The 17,760-nt window shown below is 44.9% G+C and carries 13 protein-coding genes; 7 read left to right on the forward strand and 6 right to left on the reverse strand.

The features are described from left to right. Positions 1 to 103 precede the first annotated feature (103 nt). Entirely contained in the window at positions 104 to 823 is a 720-nt protein-coding gene (locus tag Q5691_RS25580; RefSeq protein ID WP_333214057.1) for a DUF305 domain-containing protein, read from the reverse strand. A 322-nt stretch (positions 824 to 1,145) separates the two neighbouring features. On the opposite strand from Q5691_RS25580, the gene Q5691_RS25585 reads away from it, so the two are divergent. From Q5691_RS25585 to gloA, 4 genes are all read left to right on the forward strand, one after another. Then, positions 1,146 to 1,346: a heavy-metal-associated domain-containing protein gene (locus tag Q5691_RS25585; RefSeq protein ID WP_333214055.1), complete on the forward strand. Its 201-nt coding sequence runs from the start codon at positions 1,146 to 1,148 to the stop codon at positions 1,344 to 1,346. Positions 1,347 to 1,490: 144 nt separating this feature from the next. Then, a complete protein-coding gene (locus Q5691_RS25590) occupies positions 1,491 to 3,746 on the forward strand; it encodes a heavy metal translocating P-type ATPase (protein ID WP_333347860.1) in 2,256 nt (751 codons plus the stop codon). Between the two features lie 19 nt (positions 3,747 to 3,765). After that, positions 3,766 to 4,002, forward strand: a complete 237-nt coding sequence (locus Q5691_RS25595; RefSeq protein WP_333214051.1) for a hypothetical protein — start codon at positions 3,766 to 3,768, stop codon at positions 4,000 to 4,002. Positions 4,003 to 4,076: 74 nt separating this feature from the next. Beyond that, entirely contained in the window at positions 4,077 to 4,505 is a 429-nt protein-coding gene (gloA, locus tag Q5691_RS25600) for a lactoylglutathione lyase (protein WP_333214048.1), read from the forward strand. Positions 4,506 to 4,621: 116 nt separating this feature from the next. Here gloA and Q5691_RS25605 read toward each other — a convergent pair whose 3' ends face one another. The 3 genes from Q5691_RS25605 to Q5691_RS25615 form a co-directional block, all read right to left on the reverse strand. Further along, complete coding sequence (locus Q5691_RS25605; RefSeq protein ID WP_333214046.1) at positions 4,622 to 6,397, reverse strand: hypothetical protein; 1,776 nt, start codon at positions 6,395 to 6,397, stop codon at positions 4,622 to 4,624. Positions 6,398 to 6,673: 276 nt separating this feature from the next. Next, on the reverse strand, positions 6,674 to 7,645 hold the full coding sequence (locus Q5691_RS25610) for a DUF459 domain-containing protein (protein ID WP_333310805.1): 972 nt from the start codon (positions 7,643 to 7,645) through the stop codon (positions 6,674 to 6,676). 5 nt (positions 7,646 to 7,650) lie between these two features. Further along, complete coding sequence (locus Q5691_RS25615; protein WP_333310807.1) at positions 7,651 to 9,066, reverse strand: MBOAT family O-acyltransferase; 1,416 nt, start codon at positions 9,064 to 9,066, stop codon at positions 7,651 to 7,653. Between the two features lie 275 nt (positions 9,067 to 9,341). On the opposite strand from Q5691_RS25615, the gene Q5691_RS25620 reads away from it, so the two are divergent. Further along, positions 9,342 to 12,293, forward strand: a complete 2,952-nt coding sequence (locus Q5691_RS25620; RefSeq protein WP_333214040.1) for an AAA family ATPase — start codon at positions 9,342 to 9,344, stop codon at positions 12,291 to 12,293. A 217-nt stretch (positions 12,294 to 12,510) separates the two neighbouring features. On the opposite strand, the gene Q5691_RS25625 is transcribed toward Q5691_RS25620, so the two are convergent. Continuing rightward, a complete protein-coding gene (locus Q5691_RS25625) occupies positions 12,511 to 12,741 on the reverse strand; it encodes a photosystem II protein, Psb35-related (protein ID WP_333214038.1) in 231 nt (76 codons plus the stop codon). A gap of 564 nt (positions 12,742 to 13,305) precedes the next feature. Here Q5691_RS25625 and treS point away from each other — a divergent pair. Beyond that, positions 13,306 to 16,686 carry a maltose alpha-D-glucosyltransferase gene (gene treS, locus Q5691_RS25630; RefSeq protein ID WP_333214037.1) on the forward strand — a complete coding sequence of 1,127 codons (3,381 nt, stop codon included), beginning with the start codon at positions 13,306 to 13,308 and terminating at the stop codon, positions 16,684 to 16,686. A gap of 204 nt (positions 16,687 to 16,890) precedes the next feature. Here the strand turns inward: treS and Q5691_RS25635 are convergent, their stop codons facing one another. After that, positions 16,891 to 17,211: a 2Fe-2S iron-sulfur cluster-binding protein gene (locus tag Q5691_RS25635; RefSeq protein ID WP_333046751.1), complete on the reverse strand. Its 321-nt coding sequence runs from the start codon at positions 17,209 to 17,211 to the stop codon at positions 16,891 to 16,893. Positions 17,212 to 17,246: 35 nt separating this feature from the next. Here Q5691_RS25635 and Q5691_RS25640 point away from each other — a divergent pair, with 35 nt between their 5' ends. Further along, positions 17,247 to 17,465 (forward strand): hypothetical protein, encoded by a 219-nt coding sequence (locus tag Q5691_RS25640; RefSeq protein ID WP_333347863.1) that lies wholly within the window; start codon positions 17,247 to 17,249, stop codon positions 17,463 to 17,465. The last annotated feature ends 295 nt before the right edge of the window (positions 17,466 to 17,760 follow it).

Raw genomic sequence — 17,760 nt, forward strand, 5'->3', positions numbered from 1 at the left:
AAGTTTCCCACGATCCCAGACCCATGCAAATACTACCCTTGACAATTTCCCTTTTTCCTTAACTTGTCACCAATGGTGTCATGTTTTGTTTACGGTAGCTAAATTACTGTTTATACCAAGCTTGGCGCCACTGTTTCATTTGCTGAATTTCTTGTTTTTGCGAAGTCAAAATTTCTTGAGCTAATTTCTTCATTTCCGGGCGTTTTGACTTCTTCAAAGCATCTTGGGCCATCACTAAAGCTCCTTCGTGGTGAGGAATCATCGCATTAATAAATCGCAAGTCAAATTTGTCGTCAGCGGCCCCTAAATCCATGCTCATCATCATGCTTTGCATTTGTTCGGGAGTCATTGCCATCATGTGACCCATGGGACCGTGATAAGCCATCGGCGTACTGCTGGCTTTGGGATACCAAGTTTTTCGCCACTCTTTCATTTGATTTATTTCACGGTTTTGAGCAGCAATTATATCAGTCGCAAGTTTTTTCATTTCCGGGCGTTTGGATTGTTTAAGCACATCTTGAGCCATGTTTACAGCACCTTGATGGTGTACTGTCATGCCATCAATAAATCGCAAATCGTAGTCGGCATCAGCAGGGCCTAAATCCATTGACATATCGTGATTCATGCCATGATTCATGCCACCCATGCCACCGCCTTGTACCACGTCTTGCTTGTTGTTTGCTTCAGTTGCAGCCGTAACATTTGGGGCGGGAGTTTCACTGGAAGGGGCATTTGAACAAGCTGCAAGCAATCCACTGGTAAAAGCGGCTGTGGCGGTCAGCGTCAGCGCTGCAAAGCCTGTTTTTAATGAAATTGGTTTCATAGAGCTTATATCCTTAAAACGGCTATTTATTTTCAGTTTTTCATATATAAATGAAATTAGGATGAAATTTTTGTGGCAAACTTGTAAAGAATTATTTCTGTGCCGTCGATCGCACTCAAATTTAAGATTTACAGAACTCACTTGAATCTAATTATGTAGGGTACACAGTCCGCGCCTTACCCCTATGGGTAGGGTGTCAAACCACTTTTTTTATAATTCCTGATTTATTTTGCAATTCCCCTTGACTCTCCTGTTTACTGGAGACTTTACAATGGAGTTAATTCATTGATTGAGCAGAGTAGTTTCTGCTGAGGTTGAAATTATGACTTTACAGCTAAAAGTTCCTAAGATGGCTTGTTCTGCTTGTGCGACTACGATCGCAAAAGCAGTCCAAACCATTGACTCAGCCTCAAAGGTTGAGGCCGATCTCAAGACAAAATTGGTCACGATTCAAACCGCTAAGTCAGAAAGTGAAGTTAGGAAAGCGATCGCATCGGCGGGCTATCCAACAAGTCTATTTTAGATTTACTTGCAGCTTTGAATCTGGGAGATTTAACAAGAGTCTAAAATTTTTGATTCTCCACGACAGGAGTACGTCGCACGTTATCCGTTTTTAGGCGAGGTCATTTGAAGACAGAAGGTAACTTTATAAGTTAGGAGGGCATCTATGGACAATCTCACACTTAAATTGCGGGGCATGAGTTGTGCTTCTTGTGCTTCATCTATCGAACAAGCAATTCAATCTGTTCCCGGCGTACTTGAGTGTCATGTCAATTTTGGGATGGAACGAGCAACCATCCAATACGACTCCAAGCAAACCAACTTAGAAACAATTCAATCTGCTGTTGATGATGCGGGATACCAAGCTTTGCCGCTTCAAGAAATGGCCGCGACAGAGGATGATTCCGAACAAGCCGCTCGCAAATCTGAATCTCAAACCTTGCAGCGGAAGCTCTGGACAGCAGGTATCATAAGCACCCTGCTATTTGTGGGCGCTATTCCAGCGATGACCGGCTTGCATCTGCCATTTATTCCCCCATGGCTGCACAATTTTTGGCTGCAATTAGTCCTGACATCCCCCGTACAATTTTGGTGCGGCAAATCGTTTTATGTAGGAGCTTGGAAATCCTTCAAACGGCGGGTGGCGACAATGGATACCTTGATTGCCTTGGGAACGAGTGCTGCTTACTTTTATTCTGTATTTGTGACATTTTTTCCCGGTTTCTTGACAGCCCAAGGTTTGACTCCTAGCGTTTACTATGAAGTAGCAGCCAGCGTTATCGCCTTAATTCTGTTGGGGAAAACCCTAGAAAATCGGGCGAAGGGAGAGACTTCCGAAGCCATTCGGAAACTCATGGGTTTGCAAGCAAAAACTGCTCGGATAGTTCGCAACGGGGAAGAGTTGGAAGTGCCGATCGCCCAAGTGGAAATTGGCGACATCGTGCAGGTGCGGCCGGGAGAGCAAATCCCCGTAGATGGAGATGTTATTGAGGGTGCTTCGACGGTAGACGAAGCAATGGTTACGGGAGAAAGTTTGCCTGTCAAAAAGCAGCTTGGCGACGAAGTTATCGGAGCCACAATTAACAAAACTGGCAGCTTCAAGTTTCGGGCGACAAGAGTTGGCAAAGATACATTTTTAGCTCAAATTGTCAAGATGGTGCAGGACGCACAGGGTTCAAAAGCACCAATTCAAAAGTTAGCAGACCAAGTGACTGGTTGGTTTGTTCCTGTAGTAATTTCCCTCGCTTTAGCTACTTTTATTATCTGGTTTAACACGACGGGAAACTTCACTCTAGCGACCGTGACAATGGTGGGAGTCTTGATTATTGCTTGTCCCTGCGCTTTGGGTTTAGCGACTCCGACTGCTGTGATGGTGGGAACTGGTAAAGGTGCAGAAAACGGGATTTTAATTAAAGGAGCGGAGAGTTTAGAATTGGCTCACCAAATCCAAATTATCGTGTTAGATAAAACGGGAACTCTCACAGAAGGCAAGCCGACTGTAACTGATTTTGTGACAATTAAAGGAACCGAGAATAGCAATGAGTTAAAGTTGCTGCAATTAGCTGCGTCTGTCGAGCGAAATTCGGAGCATCCTTTGGGGGAAGCTGTTGTGAGATACGCTCAATCTCAAGAGGTGAATTTGACGGATGTTAAGGATTTTGAGGCGATCGCGGGAAGTGGTGTTCGCGGAGTTGTAGCCGGAAAGTCGATCGCCCTGGGAACGCTGAGGTGGATGCAGGAACTAGGCTGCGATACTGAATATCTGGAATTGCGCGCGAGAGCTTTGGAAGCTGCGAGCAAAACGGTGGTTTGGATGGCGATAGAGGGCAAAATAGAGGCAATTCTGGGCATTGCGGATGCCCTCAAACCCTCGTCAGCGCAGGCGGTGAAAGCGCTTCAAAAACTGGGTTTGGAGGTGGCGATGCTGACGGGGGATAATCGCGCTACTGCGGAGTCGATCGCCCAATCCGTGGGCATTACTCGTGTTTTTGCTGAAGTTAGACCCGACCAAAAAGCAGCTCAAATCCAAGCCCTGCAACGGCGAGGAAAAATTGTCGCGATGGTGGGAGACGGGATTAATGATGCACCGGCTTTGGCCTTAGCAGACGTGGGAATTGCGATCGGCATCGGCACAGATGTGGCGATCGCCGCCAGCGACATTACCTTAATTTCAGGAGATTTGCAAGGCATAGTTACAGCAATTAAACTTTCCCGCGCCACCATGCGGAACATCCGGGAAAATCTGTTTTTTGCGTTTATTTACAACATCGCTGGAATACCGATCGCGGCGGGAATTTTGTACCCCATTTTTGGCTGGCTGCTAAATCCAATTATCGCCGGCGCAGCAATGGCTTTTAGTTCAGTTTCCGTACTTACTAATGCTTTGCGATTGCGGAATTTTAAACCAAAATCTCTTGCCTAAATTAGGAGGAATTAGAAAAATGTTACACCATCGTCAAATTTGGGGAAGTCTCGCGAGTTTAGGACTTGTGATGGGAATGGCCTCGGGAGTTCAAGCTTCCGAACAGTCCGTCCAGCATTCTACTTCAACGAATCAATTCCACAGCATTGAACAGCCACTAGGTGTAAAAATTGGCGTAACAGCAGGCGGATTGACATTAATGGGTTTAGAGTTGTGGTGGTTTTTGTTCAGTAAAAAGCAAGCTAACACCAGGTAAACTTTGCCGACGCGGTTTTTTCCAGCAAGATATCGCTAAAATTGAGGAAGCTTAAAAAATTTGGAGTGAGCTAAATGCAACTACTACACACGATGCTCCGAGTCGGCAACCTGGAAGAGTCCCTCAAATTTTACACCGAGGTTCTGGGGATGAAATTGCTGCGACAAAAAGAGTATCCCGACGGTAAATTTACTCTGGCTTTTGTTGGCTACGGCGACGAATCAGACACTACAGTTTTGGAATTAACATACAACTGGGGCGTCGAACAGTACAATTTAGGGGATGCTTACGGTCATATTGCGATCGGCGTTGACGACATTTACGGTACTTGCGAAGAAATTAAAGCCCGCAGCGGTAAAGTTATTCGGGAACCCGGCCCGATGAAGCACGGTTCAACTGTCATCGCTTTTGTGCAAGATCCAGATGGATATAAAGTTGAATTAATTCAACTGGAAAATCAAGGTAGCAACACCCAGAAAGTAGCAGCAACAACCGCATCTTAACTTTCTTAAGAGGGGGAAGGGGAAGGAAAAACTATCTTCCCCCTTCCATTTTCGTTTAGACAACATTCATACCCAAAACTGTCAACAGTCGTACCCACAACTGTCAACTGAAACTTTTAATTCGATCGCACCGACGGGACAAACTGCTGCAAATAAATTTTTTGCCACAATATAGAAAAACTGCTCCCTATTTGGCTTAAGCTATCAAATTTTGGAAGTAATTTAGATTCTCGGCGCTGGTCTAAAGCAGCGATCCCAGAAAAAAATACAGATAATACTAACAAAAATACTACTATCACACTAAATAAAATAGTCCAATAAACTAAAAATTCGCTTGTGTAGCTGACCGCGAATATCCACTTAATCACTAAATCCGATAAATACAAAAACAGCCCTACTGAAAACCCCACCCTGAATAATAGCCACGTCCACTTAAACATATCTGTTGCAGTCTTGCTATTTTTGGACGCAGAAAGTTCTAACTCTCTAATTTGGCTGTTAATATTTGAGGTGATTTCATACAAAGTATACTGCAAAGCATCTCTGATATAATTGAGTTCATTGTCCAGGTTTATGCACTGCTCGGATGTACTTTTATCCAAGCTCAGGTTTTGGATTTGTTTGCGGTGCGCCGCCAGTTTATTGTCTAGAGTATAATCCCATTTTTCCAGCCGATCTACAGTCAAATACAAAAGTTCCCTATTAGCATCTAACAAGCTCTGGCAATTTATGATTGACTTAACTAACTTGCTGAGATTGTTGATATGCTCCTCTAGAGTATTTTGGGATTCCCTTTGTTTAGCTGACAATAAACTTGCGAGTTCGACATCCCGATCGCCACACAGCGACAAAGCCTCACCATACAAGTCGTCAATTTCCATTTGACCGAAATACAGTGACGCTTTGTACTCTTCTATTTCGGGAAGAGTCAGACATTCTAAGGGCTGATATTTTACATTAAATTTATATACAAGCGCTGTCATAATCTGCGCCGATTTTCGGTCTAGCTTATCTTTGTAAGGTTCTAAAATAATTGTAGCTAGATTTTTTACTTTCGCTTCCGGGTGGTACAGGAACTCAAAAATTTTGGCAATTATTTTAGAGAATTCCCAGTCATTAAAATTATTTTCTGCAACTTCCAAAAAGTTTGTTACCGCTGCATCGTTTTCGACATTCAATTTGTACGGGCCCGTAAGTGCGATCGCAACAAATACTCGATCGATCCAAAACAGATATTCTTCGCAATCCATTGGCAGACTGGGCAGCAGCCAGCTAGGGCCGTACACCCAAAAATCGAGACAATTCTCATATTCCTTGTGGCTGTCATGTCTGCTGCTGTCACCTAAAGCAATTTTGTTGCTTGCTAATAGTTGAATTTGCTCTTCTACAACCCGTCGCTCAATTTCCTCTGCATTGATTGTGGCATTGACAGCACCTTCCTTGCCTTCCCATTGCCCTGCTTCATCCAACCAAATTGACTTAATACTAACAGCCGCAGACCACCGAATTAAAGGAGTCGCTCCCCCTCGCGCTTCCTGTTCTAACGCCGCCAGCAGATTTTTGCTAAAATCACTTGCTCTAGCTTCTCTCTCACTTGATATCAGCCCCTCTCGCACCTTCCCCAATGCCTGAATTGCCAAAGCCCGAAACAGCAAATTCGGATGCGGTTTTCTGACGGCTTGCGGTATATTTTCTCTGAATATTCCGCTGTTGGGTACGCCCAAAACTTCAGCAAAAGGCTCGATGCCGCACTGTTGCAGGAATTTTTCAACTAGGTTTATTCTTTGCCAAGGTTGAGTATATTTAGTGAGAAGGAAGATGAGTGCTGTGCCGCTGCACCCCCTTGACTCAGGGATGTTAGTGCGATCGAGTTTCCACACATTGCTCGTCATAATTTGTCGCGATGACAATTACTATATCTTGACGCTGTTGTTTGATGCTCATTTCAATTTTACATCTACTGCTGCTTTTTGTCAATATTCGTCCTGGACGCATAGGGAATTTGAAACCCGGTTTCACGAGGAATTTTATTATAACTCAAGCCTAGATTTTCCCTATAAAGCTAGTTAATAAAAGCCAATATGAACCCCGAAATAAATATATTATTTAGCAATAATTGGTCAAATGTCCAAAGTATAGGTTGGGCAACGAAACCCCACCTCATATAGTTATTTTTTGGTTGGGGCTTTTAATATTTTGTCGCTGACCATTTGATCAACGATTAAGTCGCTGATAATTTGAGCTCCGTGGGAGGTAAAGTGCAAGCCGTCATTATTTTTTACATAGCCTCGCTTACCCGATTTATTAGCAACTACTGGAACAAATTTTCCTGCTTGGGCAAATGTCTCCCAAGTAGAAATAAATTCGATTTTGGATGAAGATTTGCTGGCATTTTTATAAATATCGTTCATGATGGGAAAAGCTTTTAAATACAAAGATTTGTTAGGGATTGATTGACCGACCCAATACACTTTTCTGACGGATGACGAATCCAGTAACTTGGCATATCTTTCAACTCTTTCTTGATAAGCTTTTTGCCATTCCTTGGTTAGGACAGCGCGGCCTTTTCCTTGAGAATCAATAATATTTTGACGGTCATTTGCTCCGAACAAAACTATCACTACATCCGGCTGGTAAGTATTAAGAATTTGGCGAGTTCTGGCATACCAATCATAATAATCTATCCGATTTAATCCAGTCGAGACCTTATAGTCTATTTTGGTATCGACGATATTGTATTTTTTCTTAAGAGTGTACTGGAGTTGAATTCCTAAGTCGAACATTACGGAATCTCCAATAAATAAAAATTTGCGATAAGGTATGGTCAGTTTGGGTTTAGCTGGAGTTGGTTTTTTAGCAGTAGCAGGCTTTGGGGGGTGAACGGCCGTTTTTGTTTCGGTTTTGACAGGAGGAAGTTCTGATTCTTTGGGGAGGCTATCGAAGTTAATATCTTTAATTTTGCTCCAAAAATCTTGTTCTGATTTTCTGAAACCGTCTATTTCGATCTGGCGCGCTGCTTCTTTGATTTCTGGACTGGCGAAAGGAGTTGAAGCAAAGCTTTTTAGAAATAATGATAAGTTTGAAAATATTAAAGTGAGAATTACAGAAGTAACAATCAGCAAAATTTCCCGGTCTTTCATATTTCTTAGAAATTAAAGTAAATAAAAGGCGGCATGGTACTTGGCCCCAACATCAAGATAGTATACACGAGCAGCGAAACTAAGACAACCCGAAAAAAAATGTTTTTTAATGACAATACGGTTTGCAATAGTTCGGAGATGCGATCGCCCCACAAGTTGATCGCGCCAATGACTGCAATTACTAAATACAATTGCCAAAAGTTAAATTGAAAAGTGGCTACAGCAGGATTGACAATTCCTTCAAAAAAACTCACCGCAGTTTCCCAGTTGGGAGTGCCGAAAAATACCCAACTACAAGTAACAAAAGTAAATGTTAGCAACCAACTGCAAAATTTAGCAAATCTGGGAAAAGCATAGTCTAATTTAAAGTGGATAGCTTGGGGGATATCTTTACATAAATGGTTGACAATTAATCCTAAACCGTGAATTGCTCCCCAGAAAATAAAGTTTAAACCGGCGCCGTGCCACAATCCGCCGATCGCCATTGTCATCAGTAAATTTACGTACTTCCTCAACTTGCCGTATTTGTTGCCGCCAAAGGGAAAGTAAACGTAATCCCTCAGCCACTCGGAAAGACTGATGTGCCACCGTTTCCAAAATTCTTGCAGACTGAGCGATCGGTATGGCATATTAAAGTTGGCAATGGGTTTGAAACCCAGCAAACAGGAGATGCCGTTGGCTAAATCCGAGTAGCCACTGAAATCTACGTAAATTAAACAGGAATAGGAAATTGCCGCGAGGATTAAATCGATGCTGCTGTACTGCTGGGGGACTTTGAATGGCAAGTCAGTGAAGTTAAACAAAAAGCTGGCTAAAGTATATTTTTTGAAGAGTCCAGACAAAATCAAAACTATAACTTCTTCAATTTTATAGTCGTATTTTTCCTGTGAATTTAGCTGCAAGTAAAATTCGCGAGCTCGCGAGATTGGCCCGGAGGCAATTTGCGGAAAATAGGTAATGTAGGCGGCATAGTCTACAAATTTCGGACAAGGGATTTTTTGCTGGTAGCAGTCGATTAAATGAGAAATCATTCTAAAAGTGTAGAAAGACACGCCGACGGGGGCGATTATTTGCAAAACTGGAAAGTTGGCTGGAATTTGTAGCTGATTCAGTACCTCAAATAAGGAAGTTACAAAGAAGTTGCAATATTTAAAGATGCCGAGATAGCCAATGTTGAAAATTAGACCGGAGATTAAAGCAAATTTTTTATACTTACTCTTGCATAGAACCCGGAGAATGATATAATTGTAGACTGTAGAGAAAATAAGGAGCAATAGAAAGTCAAAGCTCCAAAAGGAATAAAATAATAAACTCGAAACTAACAAGACAATTTTATACAAATCGACTTGGGGTTTCACCGAGACGATCAGGCTAAAAATAATTAGGAAAAATACTAAAAATTGGTAAGTGGGAAATAGCATAAATCTCAATCGCTAAAAAATCTTGTTTCTGGCAATATTTTTATAAGTACAGCCAGCGAACCTATCCCCAAGGGAATTGCCAGAGTGGGTCTGAACGCACCAAATTTCGGGGTGGATTGCGGAGTGTAAGCTTTTGCAACAGGTCAATTAGGTCACAAGTTCCGCCTTAGTTAACCGCACTCATAAATTCATAATCCTGTTTAAAGATTATGATGGTTGTGAGACGATGTATTAACGGATAACAACAGGAATCCCCTTGATTGCGAGGAACCAACGTGCAGCCAACAGACCCTAGCAAATTTACAGATCAAGCCTGGGAAGCCATTGTCAAATCCCAGGATGTAGCCCGCCGCTTTGCCAATCAGCAGCTAGAGGTTGAACATTTAGCCATCGCCCTTCTCGAACAGCAAGGCCAGGCCAACAGCATTCTCAGCAAAGCTGGAGTCGATGCCCCCCGCTTGGCCCAGCAGTTAGATGCTTTTGCCAAACGACAGCCCAGAGTTGCCAACGCTGACCAACTATACCTCGGTCGCGGCTTAGAAGTGATGTTAGATGTTGCCGAGGCCACCAGGGCGACTTGGCAAGATAATTTTATCGCCGTTGAACATTTATTAATTGGTTTAGTAGAAGACGAACGAGTCGGGCGCAGGTTGCTGACCAAAGGCGACGGCCCGCCGGGTCGCCCCGGTTACGATCGCAAACCCCCAGCCGGTACACTCGATCGACCAAAACTCGAAGAAGCCATCAAATCTTTCCGCGCCACTGCTAAAGCCCAAGAAAAAAATTCCGAAACCGGGAAAGGCAGCCGCAGCAGCGCTAAAGCCCAAGATCAAGATGGCGAAGCTAACTCCGACGCCCTCAGCAAGTACGGCCGCGATTTGACAGAAGCCGCCAAAGCCGGCAAACTCGACCCAGTAATCGGCCGCGACGAGGAAATCCGCCGCGTGGTACAAGTTCTTTCCCGCCGCCAAAAAAACAATCCAGTGTTAATTGGCGATCCCGGAGTCGGAAAAACTGCGATCGCCGAAGGTTTAGCGCAGCGAATTGTCAACGGCGACGTACCGGAATCTTTGAAAAATCGCCAGCTATTTAGCCTCGACATGGGCAGTTTAATTGCTGGGGCAAAATTCCGGGGCGAATTTGAAGAACGATTGCGATCTGTCCTGCGGGAAGTCATCGATTCCGACGGTCAAATTGTCCTATTTATTGACGAATTGCACACGGTTGTCGGCACTGGTGGCGGTGGCAGTTCGGGTTCGGGAATGGATGCGGGAAATTTGTTAAAACCCATGTTGGCGAGAGGCGAATTGCGCTGCATCGGCGCTACAACTCTCGACGAATTCCGTAAGAATATTGAAAAAGATCCTGCCTTGGAACGCCGCTTTCAACAAGTATTTGTCGGCGAACCTAGCGTTGAAGATACTGTTTCGATCTTGCGCGGATTGAAAGACCGTTACGAACGTCACCACGGGGTAAAAATTACTGATTCGGCCCTGGTAGCTGCTGCAACTCTGTCTTTTCGCTATATTTCCGATCGCTTTTTGCCGGACAAGGCGATCGACCTTGTAGATGAAGCGGCCGCCCACTTGAAAATGGAGATTACCTCTAAACCTGTGGAATTGGAAGGCATTGACCGCCGGGTGATGCAGTTGGAAATGGAAAAATTGTCGATCGAAGGGGAAGGCAAAGGTGCTCTAGCCCCTGGGCTCGGCTTCCGCGTCGAACGCATCACATCTGAGATTGACATTTTAAAAGTTAAGCAGGAAAAATTGTCCTCTCAGTGGTTGGGCGAAAAGCAGTTGTTGGATGCAATCAATAAATTGAAAGCAGAAGAAGACCAACTGCGAGTGCAAATTGAACAGGCAGAAAGGGCTTACGATTTGAATAAAGCCGCCCAGTTAAAGTACGGCAAGTTGGAAACGGCGGTGCGCGATCGCGAAGCCAAAGAAGCGGAACTTTTGAAACAGCAAGCTCAAGGTTCTTCCCTGCTGCGCGAAAAAGTTACTGAGGGCGATATTGCGGAAATTGTCGCTAAATGGACGGGCATTCCGGTTAACCGGTTGTTAGAATCCGAACGCCAAAAATTGCTGCAATTGGAAAAACACTTGCACCAAAAAGTTATCGGTCAAGAGGAAGCTGTAACAGCCGTGGCGGCGGCAATTCGGCGCGCTAGGGCGGGTATGAAAGACCCCGGCAGGCCGATCGGCTCTTTCTTGTTTATGGGCCCCACAGGCGTCGGAAAAACTGAGTTAGCGCGGGCGTTGGCTGAGTTTTTGTTTGACAGCGATGATGCGATCGTCCGCATCGATATGTCGGAATACATGGAGAAGCACAGCGTTTCCCGGTTGGTAGGAGCTCCTCCCGGATATGTCGGTTACGATGAAGGGGGACAACTTTCCGAAGCAGTGCGGAGACATCCTTATTCGGTAGTGCTGTTTGACGAAGTGGAAAAAGCGCACCCCGACGTATTTAACATTTTGCTGCAAGTGTTGGATGACGGCAGAATTACCGATTCTCAAGGTCGAGTGGTTGACTTTAGAAATACCGTAATTGTGATGACTAGCAATATCGGCAGCGACCACATTTTAGACGTGTTTACTAAGAAGGAAAAAACCGTCAAAAAACCTGCGAGTCGGAAGCAGGAAACGAAAGATTTGTCAAGTCAAAAGACAGATTATAAAGTGGCTGCCGACGGTACTGTTGAGGTGTCGGCCCAGCGAGTTGATGTTGATACTGTAACTAAGAGTGAAAACAAGACTGAAAACAAGAGTGAAAATGAAAATTTATTGACTCAAGACCGGGAGACAGACCAAGAGTACGAACAGATGTTAAAACGGGTGATGACAGCGCTGCGATCGCACTTCCGGCCCGAATTTCTCAATCGGGTGGACGAGATAATTTTATTCCACACTTTGAGCAAGGTCGAACTGCGGCAAATTGTCAGCATTCAAGTCAAGCGGATCGAGCGTTTGTTGGCAGAGCAAAAAATCACTTTGGAACTGTCCGATGCGGCTAAAAATCATATCACAGATGTTGGTTACGACCCGGTTTACGGCGCTCGTCCCTTGAAACGTGCTATCCAGCGGGAGTTGGAAAACCCGCTGGCTAACAAGATTCTGGAAAATGCGTTTGTCGAGGGAGATACAATTGCGATCGACTGCGAAAATAACTCTTTGCAATTTCGCAAAAAAGAGTCTCGTCCGGCGCTAGTAGGTAATAGTTTGTAGTTGCCGAATAGTTTGGAACAGGCAAGATGCCTGTTCCACAAACGATCAATTTTCTTGTGGAACAGGCATCCTCCCTGTTATTGAAAATTAGAAACACGGAAGATGCCTGTTCCACAAACGATCAATTTTCTTGTGGAACAGGCATCCTGCCTGTTATTGAAAATTAGAAACAGGGAAGATGCCTGTTATTGAAAATGGTGAAACCTGTTACTTGATATCAAGAATTAGACATGGTGCGGCTGCCATAGGCATCCATGCTGTAGGCGGGAACGCGAACGCTGTAATCCATCTCTGTTGCTGTGATTGCTACAGCCAATTTTTCAAAAGATTCATCGTTCCAATTCCGCTCGTGGATGGGCTTTGACTGTTCCCCGAGGAAATATGCTTGAGTGCCAATTACTGAGGCCGCGACCCAACCGACGATTAAAAGAGCGATTACAATAGCCATATTTGCTTTTTCCTTAACTTTTGTTGCTTTATGTAAACTAATGTAACGAAAATTAGTAATAAACGTCAAGGTACTGTATTGTCGTGGCAACCGTCCGGCAGGTAGTAAATACCGCACCTAATCCTGAGTCTGTAGGGTGCGCTTAGTGTCAACAAGGGCTCGATCCCCCCTAACCCCTCCTTAATAAGGGGGGAACAAGAGTGTTCTCAAAGCCCCCCTTATCAAGGGGGATTTAGGGGGATCTAGACTGGGCTAGCAGCGAGAGATACAGAGGGGTTTCAGGCTTAAGTTGACACGCTTTGGTAGGGTGGGCACCGCGCATCGGTAGCTAGCACAGTACCCGGATTGTGAACTGTATCCGAAATAGCAAAACAGATTTTTGAGATTTTATAGTTAAGAAATTATAAGTTTTGCGTTAATAAATTACGATTAAAAGTCTGCCGCTGGCATGAGGAATTGCGGTCAAATTATGAGTTATGATTTATCGGTTTGGATGGGAACTAACAAATCCCAATTACCAAATTTTAAGTACAAATTACTAATTACCAATCATCGCTACAAATCATGCCCAACTCAATGTTAAATGACGACCCCTTGTGGTTCAAAGACGCGATTATTTACGAAGTACCAGTTCGGGCTTTTGCAGACAGCAATGCAGACGGGATCGGCGACTTTAGAGGACTGACAGAAAAACTGGATTACCTGCAAAACTTGGGAGTAACAGCAATTTGGGTACTGCCATTTTTTCCGTCGCCGCTCCGAGACGACGGCTACGATACATCTCACTATACTACGGTCAACCCGATTTACGGCACATTAGAGGACTTTAAAGACCTTTTAGAAGCAGCGCACCAACGGGGAATTAGGGTCATTATTGAGTTAATTGTTAACCACACTTCCGACCAGCACGCTTGGTTTCAGCGAGCGCGTCGCGCCCCGAAAGGCAGTAACGAAAGAGATTTTTATGTGTGGAGTGACACGCCGGAAAAATATCAAGATGCTCGGATTATTTTCCAAGATTTTGAAACATCTAATTGGGCTTGGGATGCGGTAGCAAAAGCTTATTACTGGCACCGTTTTTATTCCCACCAACCCGATTTGAATTACGACAATCCCGCCGTCCGCCAAGCCATTTTAGATGTAGTAGATTTCTGGTTGGCACTGGGAGTAGACGGACTGCGAATGGATGCGGTGCCTTACCTGTACGAGCGCGAAGGTACTAACTGCGAAAACCTGCCCGAAACTCACCTATTCCTGAAGCAATTGCGGCAGCACGTAGATGAGAAATTCCCGAACCGGATGCTGCTGGCTGAGGCGAATCAGTGGCCGGAGGATGCGGTTGAATATTACGCTGCTGGGGATGAATGTCACATGAACTTTCATTTTCCGCTGATGCCGCGTTTATTTATGGCTTTGCATATGGAAGATAGCTTCCCAATTAGCGACATTCTCCAGCAAACTCCGCATATTCCCAATAATTGTCAGTGGGCATTGTTTTTGCGGAATCACGATGAATTGACGCTGGAAATGGTGAGTGATGAAGACCGAGATTATATGTATCGGGTTTACGCTCAAGACACTCAGGCGAGAATTAATTTGGGCATCCGCCGCCGCTTGGCTCCTTTGATGGGAAATAACCGCCGCCGCATTGAGTTGATGAATGCTTTGCTGCTGTCTCTTCCGGGTACGCCGGTGCTTTACTACGGCGATGAAATTGGCATGGGAGACAATATCTATTTGGGCGATCGCAACGGCGTGAGAACTCCGATGCAGTGGAGTGGCGATCGCAATGCCGGTTTTAGTCGCGCGAACCCGCAGCGCCTGTACGCACCGCCAATTGTTGACCCTGAATATCACTACGAATCTGTTAACGTGGACGCGCAGCGGGCGAATCCGAGTTCTCTGTGGTGGTGGATGAAACGCCTGATTGCAATTCGGCAGCGCTTCCAAGCATTCGGCCGCGGAACTTGCGAGTTTCTGTACCCGGAAAACCGCAAAGTTTTAGCTTTTGTACGCACTTATCAAGACGAACACATCCTCGTAGTTGCTAATTTGTCACGCTTCGTCCAGACAGCAGAATTAGACCTGGCGCCATTTAAAGGTGCTGTTCCGGTGGAGATTTTCGGCCGCACGGAGTTTCCTGCTGTTGGCGATTCGCCTTATTTTTTGAGTTTGAGTCCTCACACGTTTTACTGGTTTACTCTTACTGCTAAACACGAAGATTTTTCGTCGCACGGTCATCCTACAGACTTGCCTAGTTTGGCGGTCATAGGTAATTGGAAAACTGCTTTTGCTACAAGTCAGTTAAGCGATATGCTGCTTAATCTTTTGCCGGGATACTTGCGGCGTAATCGCTGGTTCAGCGGTTCTGATAGGACAATTCAATCATTAGAAATAAGTGAGATTGTAACGATTGAATGTAAAGATAGTGCGGGGGAGCAATCTCAAGTTTACATTCTGTTTTTGCAGTTGAATTATACTGAAGGTATGCCGGAAACTTACGTTTTGCCTTTAGGGTGGGAAGAGATGAAAGGCGATTTGGACGATCGGGCGATCGCGCGCCTGCACTTCCCAGAAACCAAAAAGGAAATCGGGGTACTATTTGATGCTGCTGGGGAGAAAGGTTTTCTGAGCGCGCTGCTGGGGGCGATCGGCAATTCTCGCAGTTACAGAGGTGTTGCAGGTCAACTGCTAGGAATTGCCGACAGTGCATTCAAATCAGAAGAAGATTTATCGCAGCTCGACCCTCACGTGTTCAAAAAAGAACAAAGCAATACATCCGCAGGTTACGGCGACCGCTTCGTCCTGAAAATATTGCGAAAAATCGAGGAAGGAATCAACCCCGAATTAGAAATCGGACGCTTTTTAACAGAGCGAAACTCGATCCAACACTATGCTCCAATTGCCGGAGCATTGGAATATCACACACCAGCAAAACAAGTCCTTACAGTCGGAATCCTACAAAAATTAATCCCCGACAGTGTAGATGCTTGGTCTTATACATTAGACACACTGCGCGACTATTTCGAGCAAGTAATGACAGTAGAAGCAAAGCATTCTGGCGAGAATTTATCTACTGCCCCGGAAAATTATTTGCCGAACGCTTTGACCGGACAAACCCAGCGACAGCCAAACTCGCTAGTAGCGGATTTATCCCTAGAAATTCCGCCATTGGCTCGCGAACTCATCGGCTCTTACTTAGCATCAGCCGAGCTTTTAGGTCAACGGACAGCCGAACTTCACCTCGCTTTAGCGTCTGACGCAGAAAATCCCGCTTTTGCCCCAGAAAGCTTCACCTCCTTTTACCAGCGTTCCATCTATCAACACATGAGAAATCTGGCGGGAAGAACTTTGCTGGATCTGAAAAAACGGCTGTCCAAACTGCCGCCAGACATACAAAAATCGGCGCAAAAGCTCCTCAACCGCGAAGATTTGCTCATGGAACGTTTCAAGTCTATTTTGAATTTGAGAATCACCGCCGATAGAATTCGCTGTCACGGAGACTTTCATTTCGGGCAAGTTCTTTATACAGGTAAAGACTTCGTAATTATTGATTTCGGAGGAGAACGCGATCGACCCTTAAGCGAGCGGCGGATGAAGAGGTCGCCCCTGCGAGATGTTGCAGGAATGCTGCAATCTATAAGTTACGCTGTGACTTTGGCACTCCGCAATGAAGTAGAAAGCGGCATGATTCGCCCTGAAAATCTCCCGGAGATGCAGCAGTGGGCGAACGTTTGGCACCGCTGGGTCAGCCTAACTTTTGTCAAGAGTTATTTGGCGACTGCAGCGGATGCAAGTTTCTTGCCCAAATCTATACCGGAACTACAAGTTTTGCTGGATGCTTACATTTTGGAAAAAGCGGTTGCCGAGCTAGCCTACGAACTCAATTACCGCTTAGATTTCGCGGAGATTCCGCTTCAGCGGATTCTACAATTGCTGAATTAATAAGGACGGGTTTATCTATACTCGTTAGGGTGCGTGGCTTTTTAGTTCCTCAATTAACAGCGAGATGCTAGAAAGTCACGCACGTTACACCATAGCAAATCTGCTTTGATAACGATTAGATCGGCGAATATAATTCGCTTTTCTACAAACAAATTCCGCGCCCAGCGAGGCTAGAAGAAAAGATGGTAAAAAAATGATTTCTTATTACTTAAAATAAAGAGCGGCTTGATATAAAACTTGTTCTTGATGAGTTAACAAAGTGCAGTCAGAAAGCGGGTAAGCCACACAAGTAACAGCGTAGCCAGCTTGCAATTCTGACGGCTTCAAAAACTTTTGTTCGCTTTGGTCGATTTCACCGCTCAGCAGTTTGACAACGCAAGCAGAACACTCTCCTTGCTTGCATCCATTCGGCAAGCGGATGCCGGCATCTTCTGCCATATCTAAGATATACTGGTCGTCTGGTACTGCGATCGTGCGATCGAGCGCGAGAGCCTCATTCACCAACCGAACTTGATAAACTGCCATTTTTTTCTTATTCCTCGCGAAAGGGCGGGTTTACGATGCTGTTAGTCTTAGCAAATATTTCTGGTAAAACCCGCCCCTTGTATCTTAAAAGAGTGAGTCAGGCGATTGCCACGTCATTGATTCGATCATACCGACAAGTGGGCGATCGTACCGACAAGTGGGCGATCGAGCCGACAAGTGGGCGATCGAGCCGACAATCAGTCGATCGTACTGATCGACGAAGTGAATCTAAAGAAACAAGGAAAGTTTTGTAGAAACGGTTCTGTAACAGGCGAAAGTGTGAGCAAGAGAACATCAGAAATCGGTGAAGTTGGCCCGCCCCTTAGACAGTCACAAGTCTGTTGTGTAGATAAGCTCCCATTACTGATGACAGGCGCACCAAGCTGGACAGTATCTTAGGCTCTCGATCAAAGGAGCGAGAAAGCCTGCATTCACAAGGTTAGTATTAATTGCCTGTCAAGTTCTTTAATAGCAATACTCCGGACAGTTTTTAAGCAGCCAGAGTACCATAAGACAAGACTGAAGGAAGGTTAGGGTGATTTAAAATCA

Origin of the sequence: Microcoleus sp. w1-18aA5 (assembly GCF_036701705.1) — a bacterium.
In the GTDB taxonomy this organism is placed as follows: Bacteria; Cyanobacteriota; Cyanobacteriia; order Cyanobacteriales; family Microcoleaceae; genus Microcoleus.

Excerpts from the sequence above, each read along its gene's own strand:
- Q5691_RS25580 (WP_333214057.1), bottom strand. The coding sequence starts at position 823 with ATGAAACCAATTTCATTAAAAACAGGCTTTGCAGCGCTGACGCTGACC.
- Q5691_RS25605 (WP_333214046.1), bottom strand. The coding sequence starts at position 6,397 with ATGACGAGCAATGTGTGGAAACTCGATCGCACTAACATCCCTGAGTCA.
- Q5691_RS25615 (WP_333310807.1), bottom strand. The coding sequence starts at position 9,066 with ATGCTATTTCCCACTTACCAATTTTTAGTATTTTTCCTAATTATTTTT.
- Q5691_RS25625 (WP_333214038.1), bottom strand. The coding sequence starts at position 12,741 with ATGGCTATTGTAATCGCTCTTTTAATCGTCGGTTGGGTCGCGGCCTCA.
- treS (WP_333214037.1), top strand. The coding sequence starts at position 13,306 with ATGCCCAACTCAATGTTAAATGACGACCCCTTGTGGTTCAAAGACGCG.
- Q5691_RS25595 (WP_333214051.1), top strand. The coding sequence starts at position 3,766 with ATGTTACACCATCGTCAAATTTGGGGAAGTCTCGCGAGTTTAGGACTT.
- gloA (WP_333214048.1), top strand. The coding sequence starts at position 4,077 with ATGCAACTACTACACACGATGCTCCGAGTCGGCAACCTGGAAGAGTCC.
- Q5691_RS25610 (WP_333310805.1), bottom strand. The coding sequence starts at position 7,645 with ATGAAAGACCGGGAAATTTTGCTGATTGTTACTTCTGTAATTCTCACT.
- Q5691_RS25635 (WP_333046751.1), bottom strand. The coding sequence starts at position 17,211 with ATGGCAGTTTATCAAGTTCGGTTGGTGAATGAGGCTCTCGCGCTCGAT.
- Q5691_RS25590 (WP_333347860.1), top strand. The coding sequence starts at position 1,491 with ATGGACAATCTCACACTTAAATTGCGGGGCATGAGTTGTGCTTCTTGT.
- Q5691_RS25585 (WP_333214055.1), top strand. The coding sequence starts at position 1,146 with ATGACTTTACAGCTAAAAGTTCCTAAGATGGCTTGTTCTGCTTGTGCG.
- Q5691_RS25640 (WP_333347863.1), top strand. The coding sequence starts at position 17,247 with ATGCTGTTAGTCTTAGCAAATATTTCTGGTAAAACCCGCCCCTTGTAT.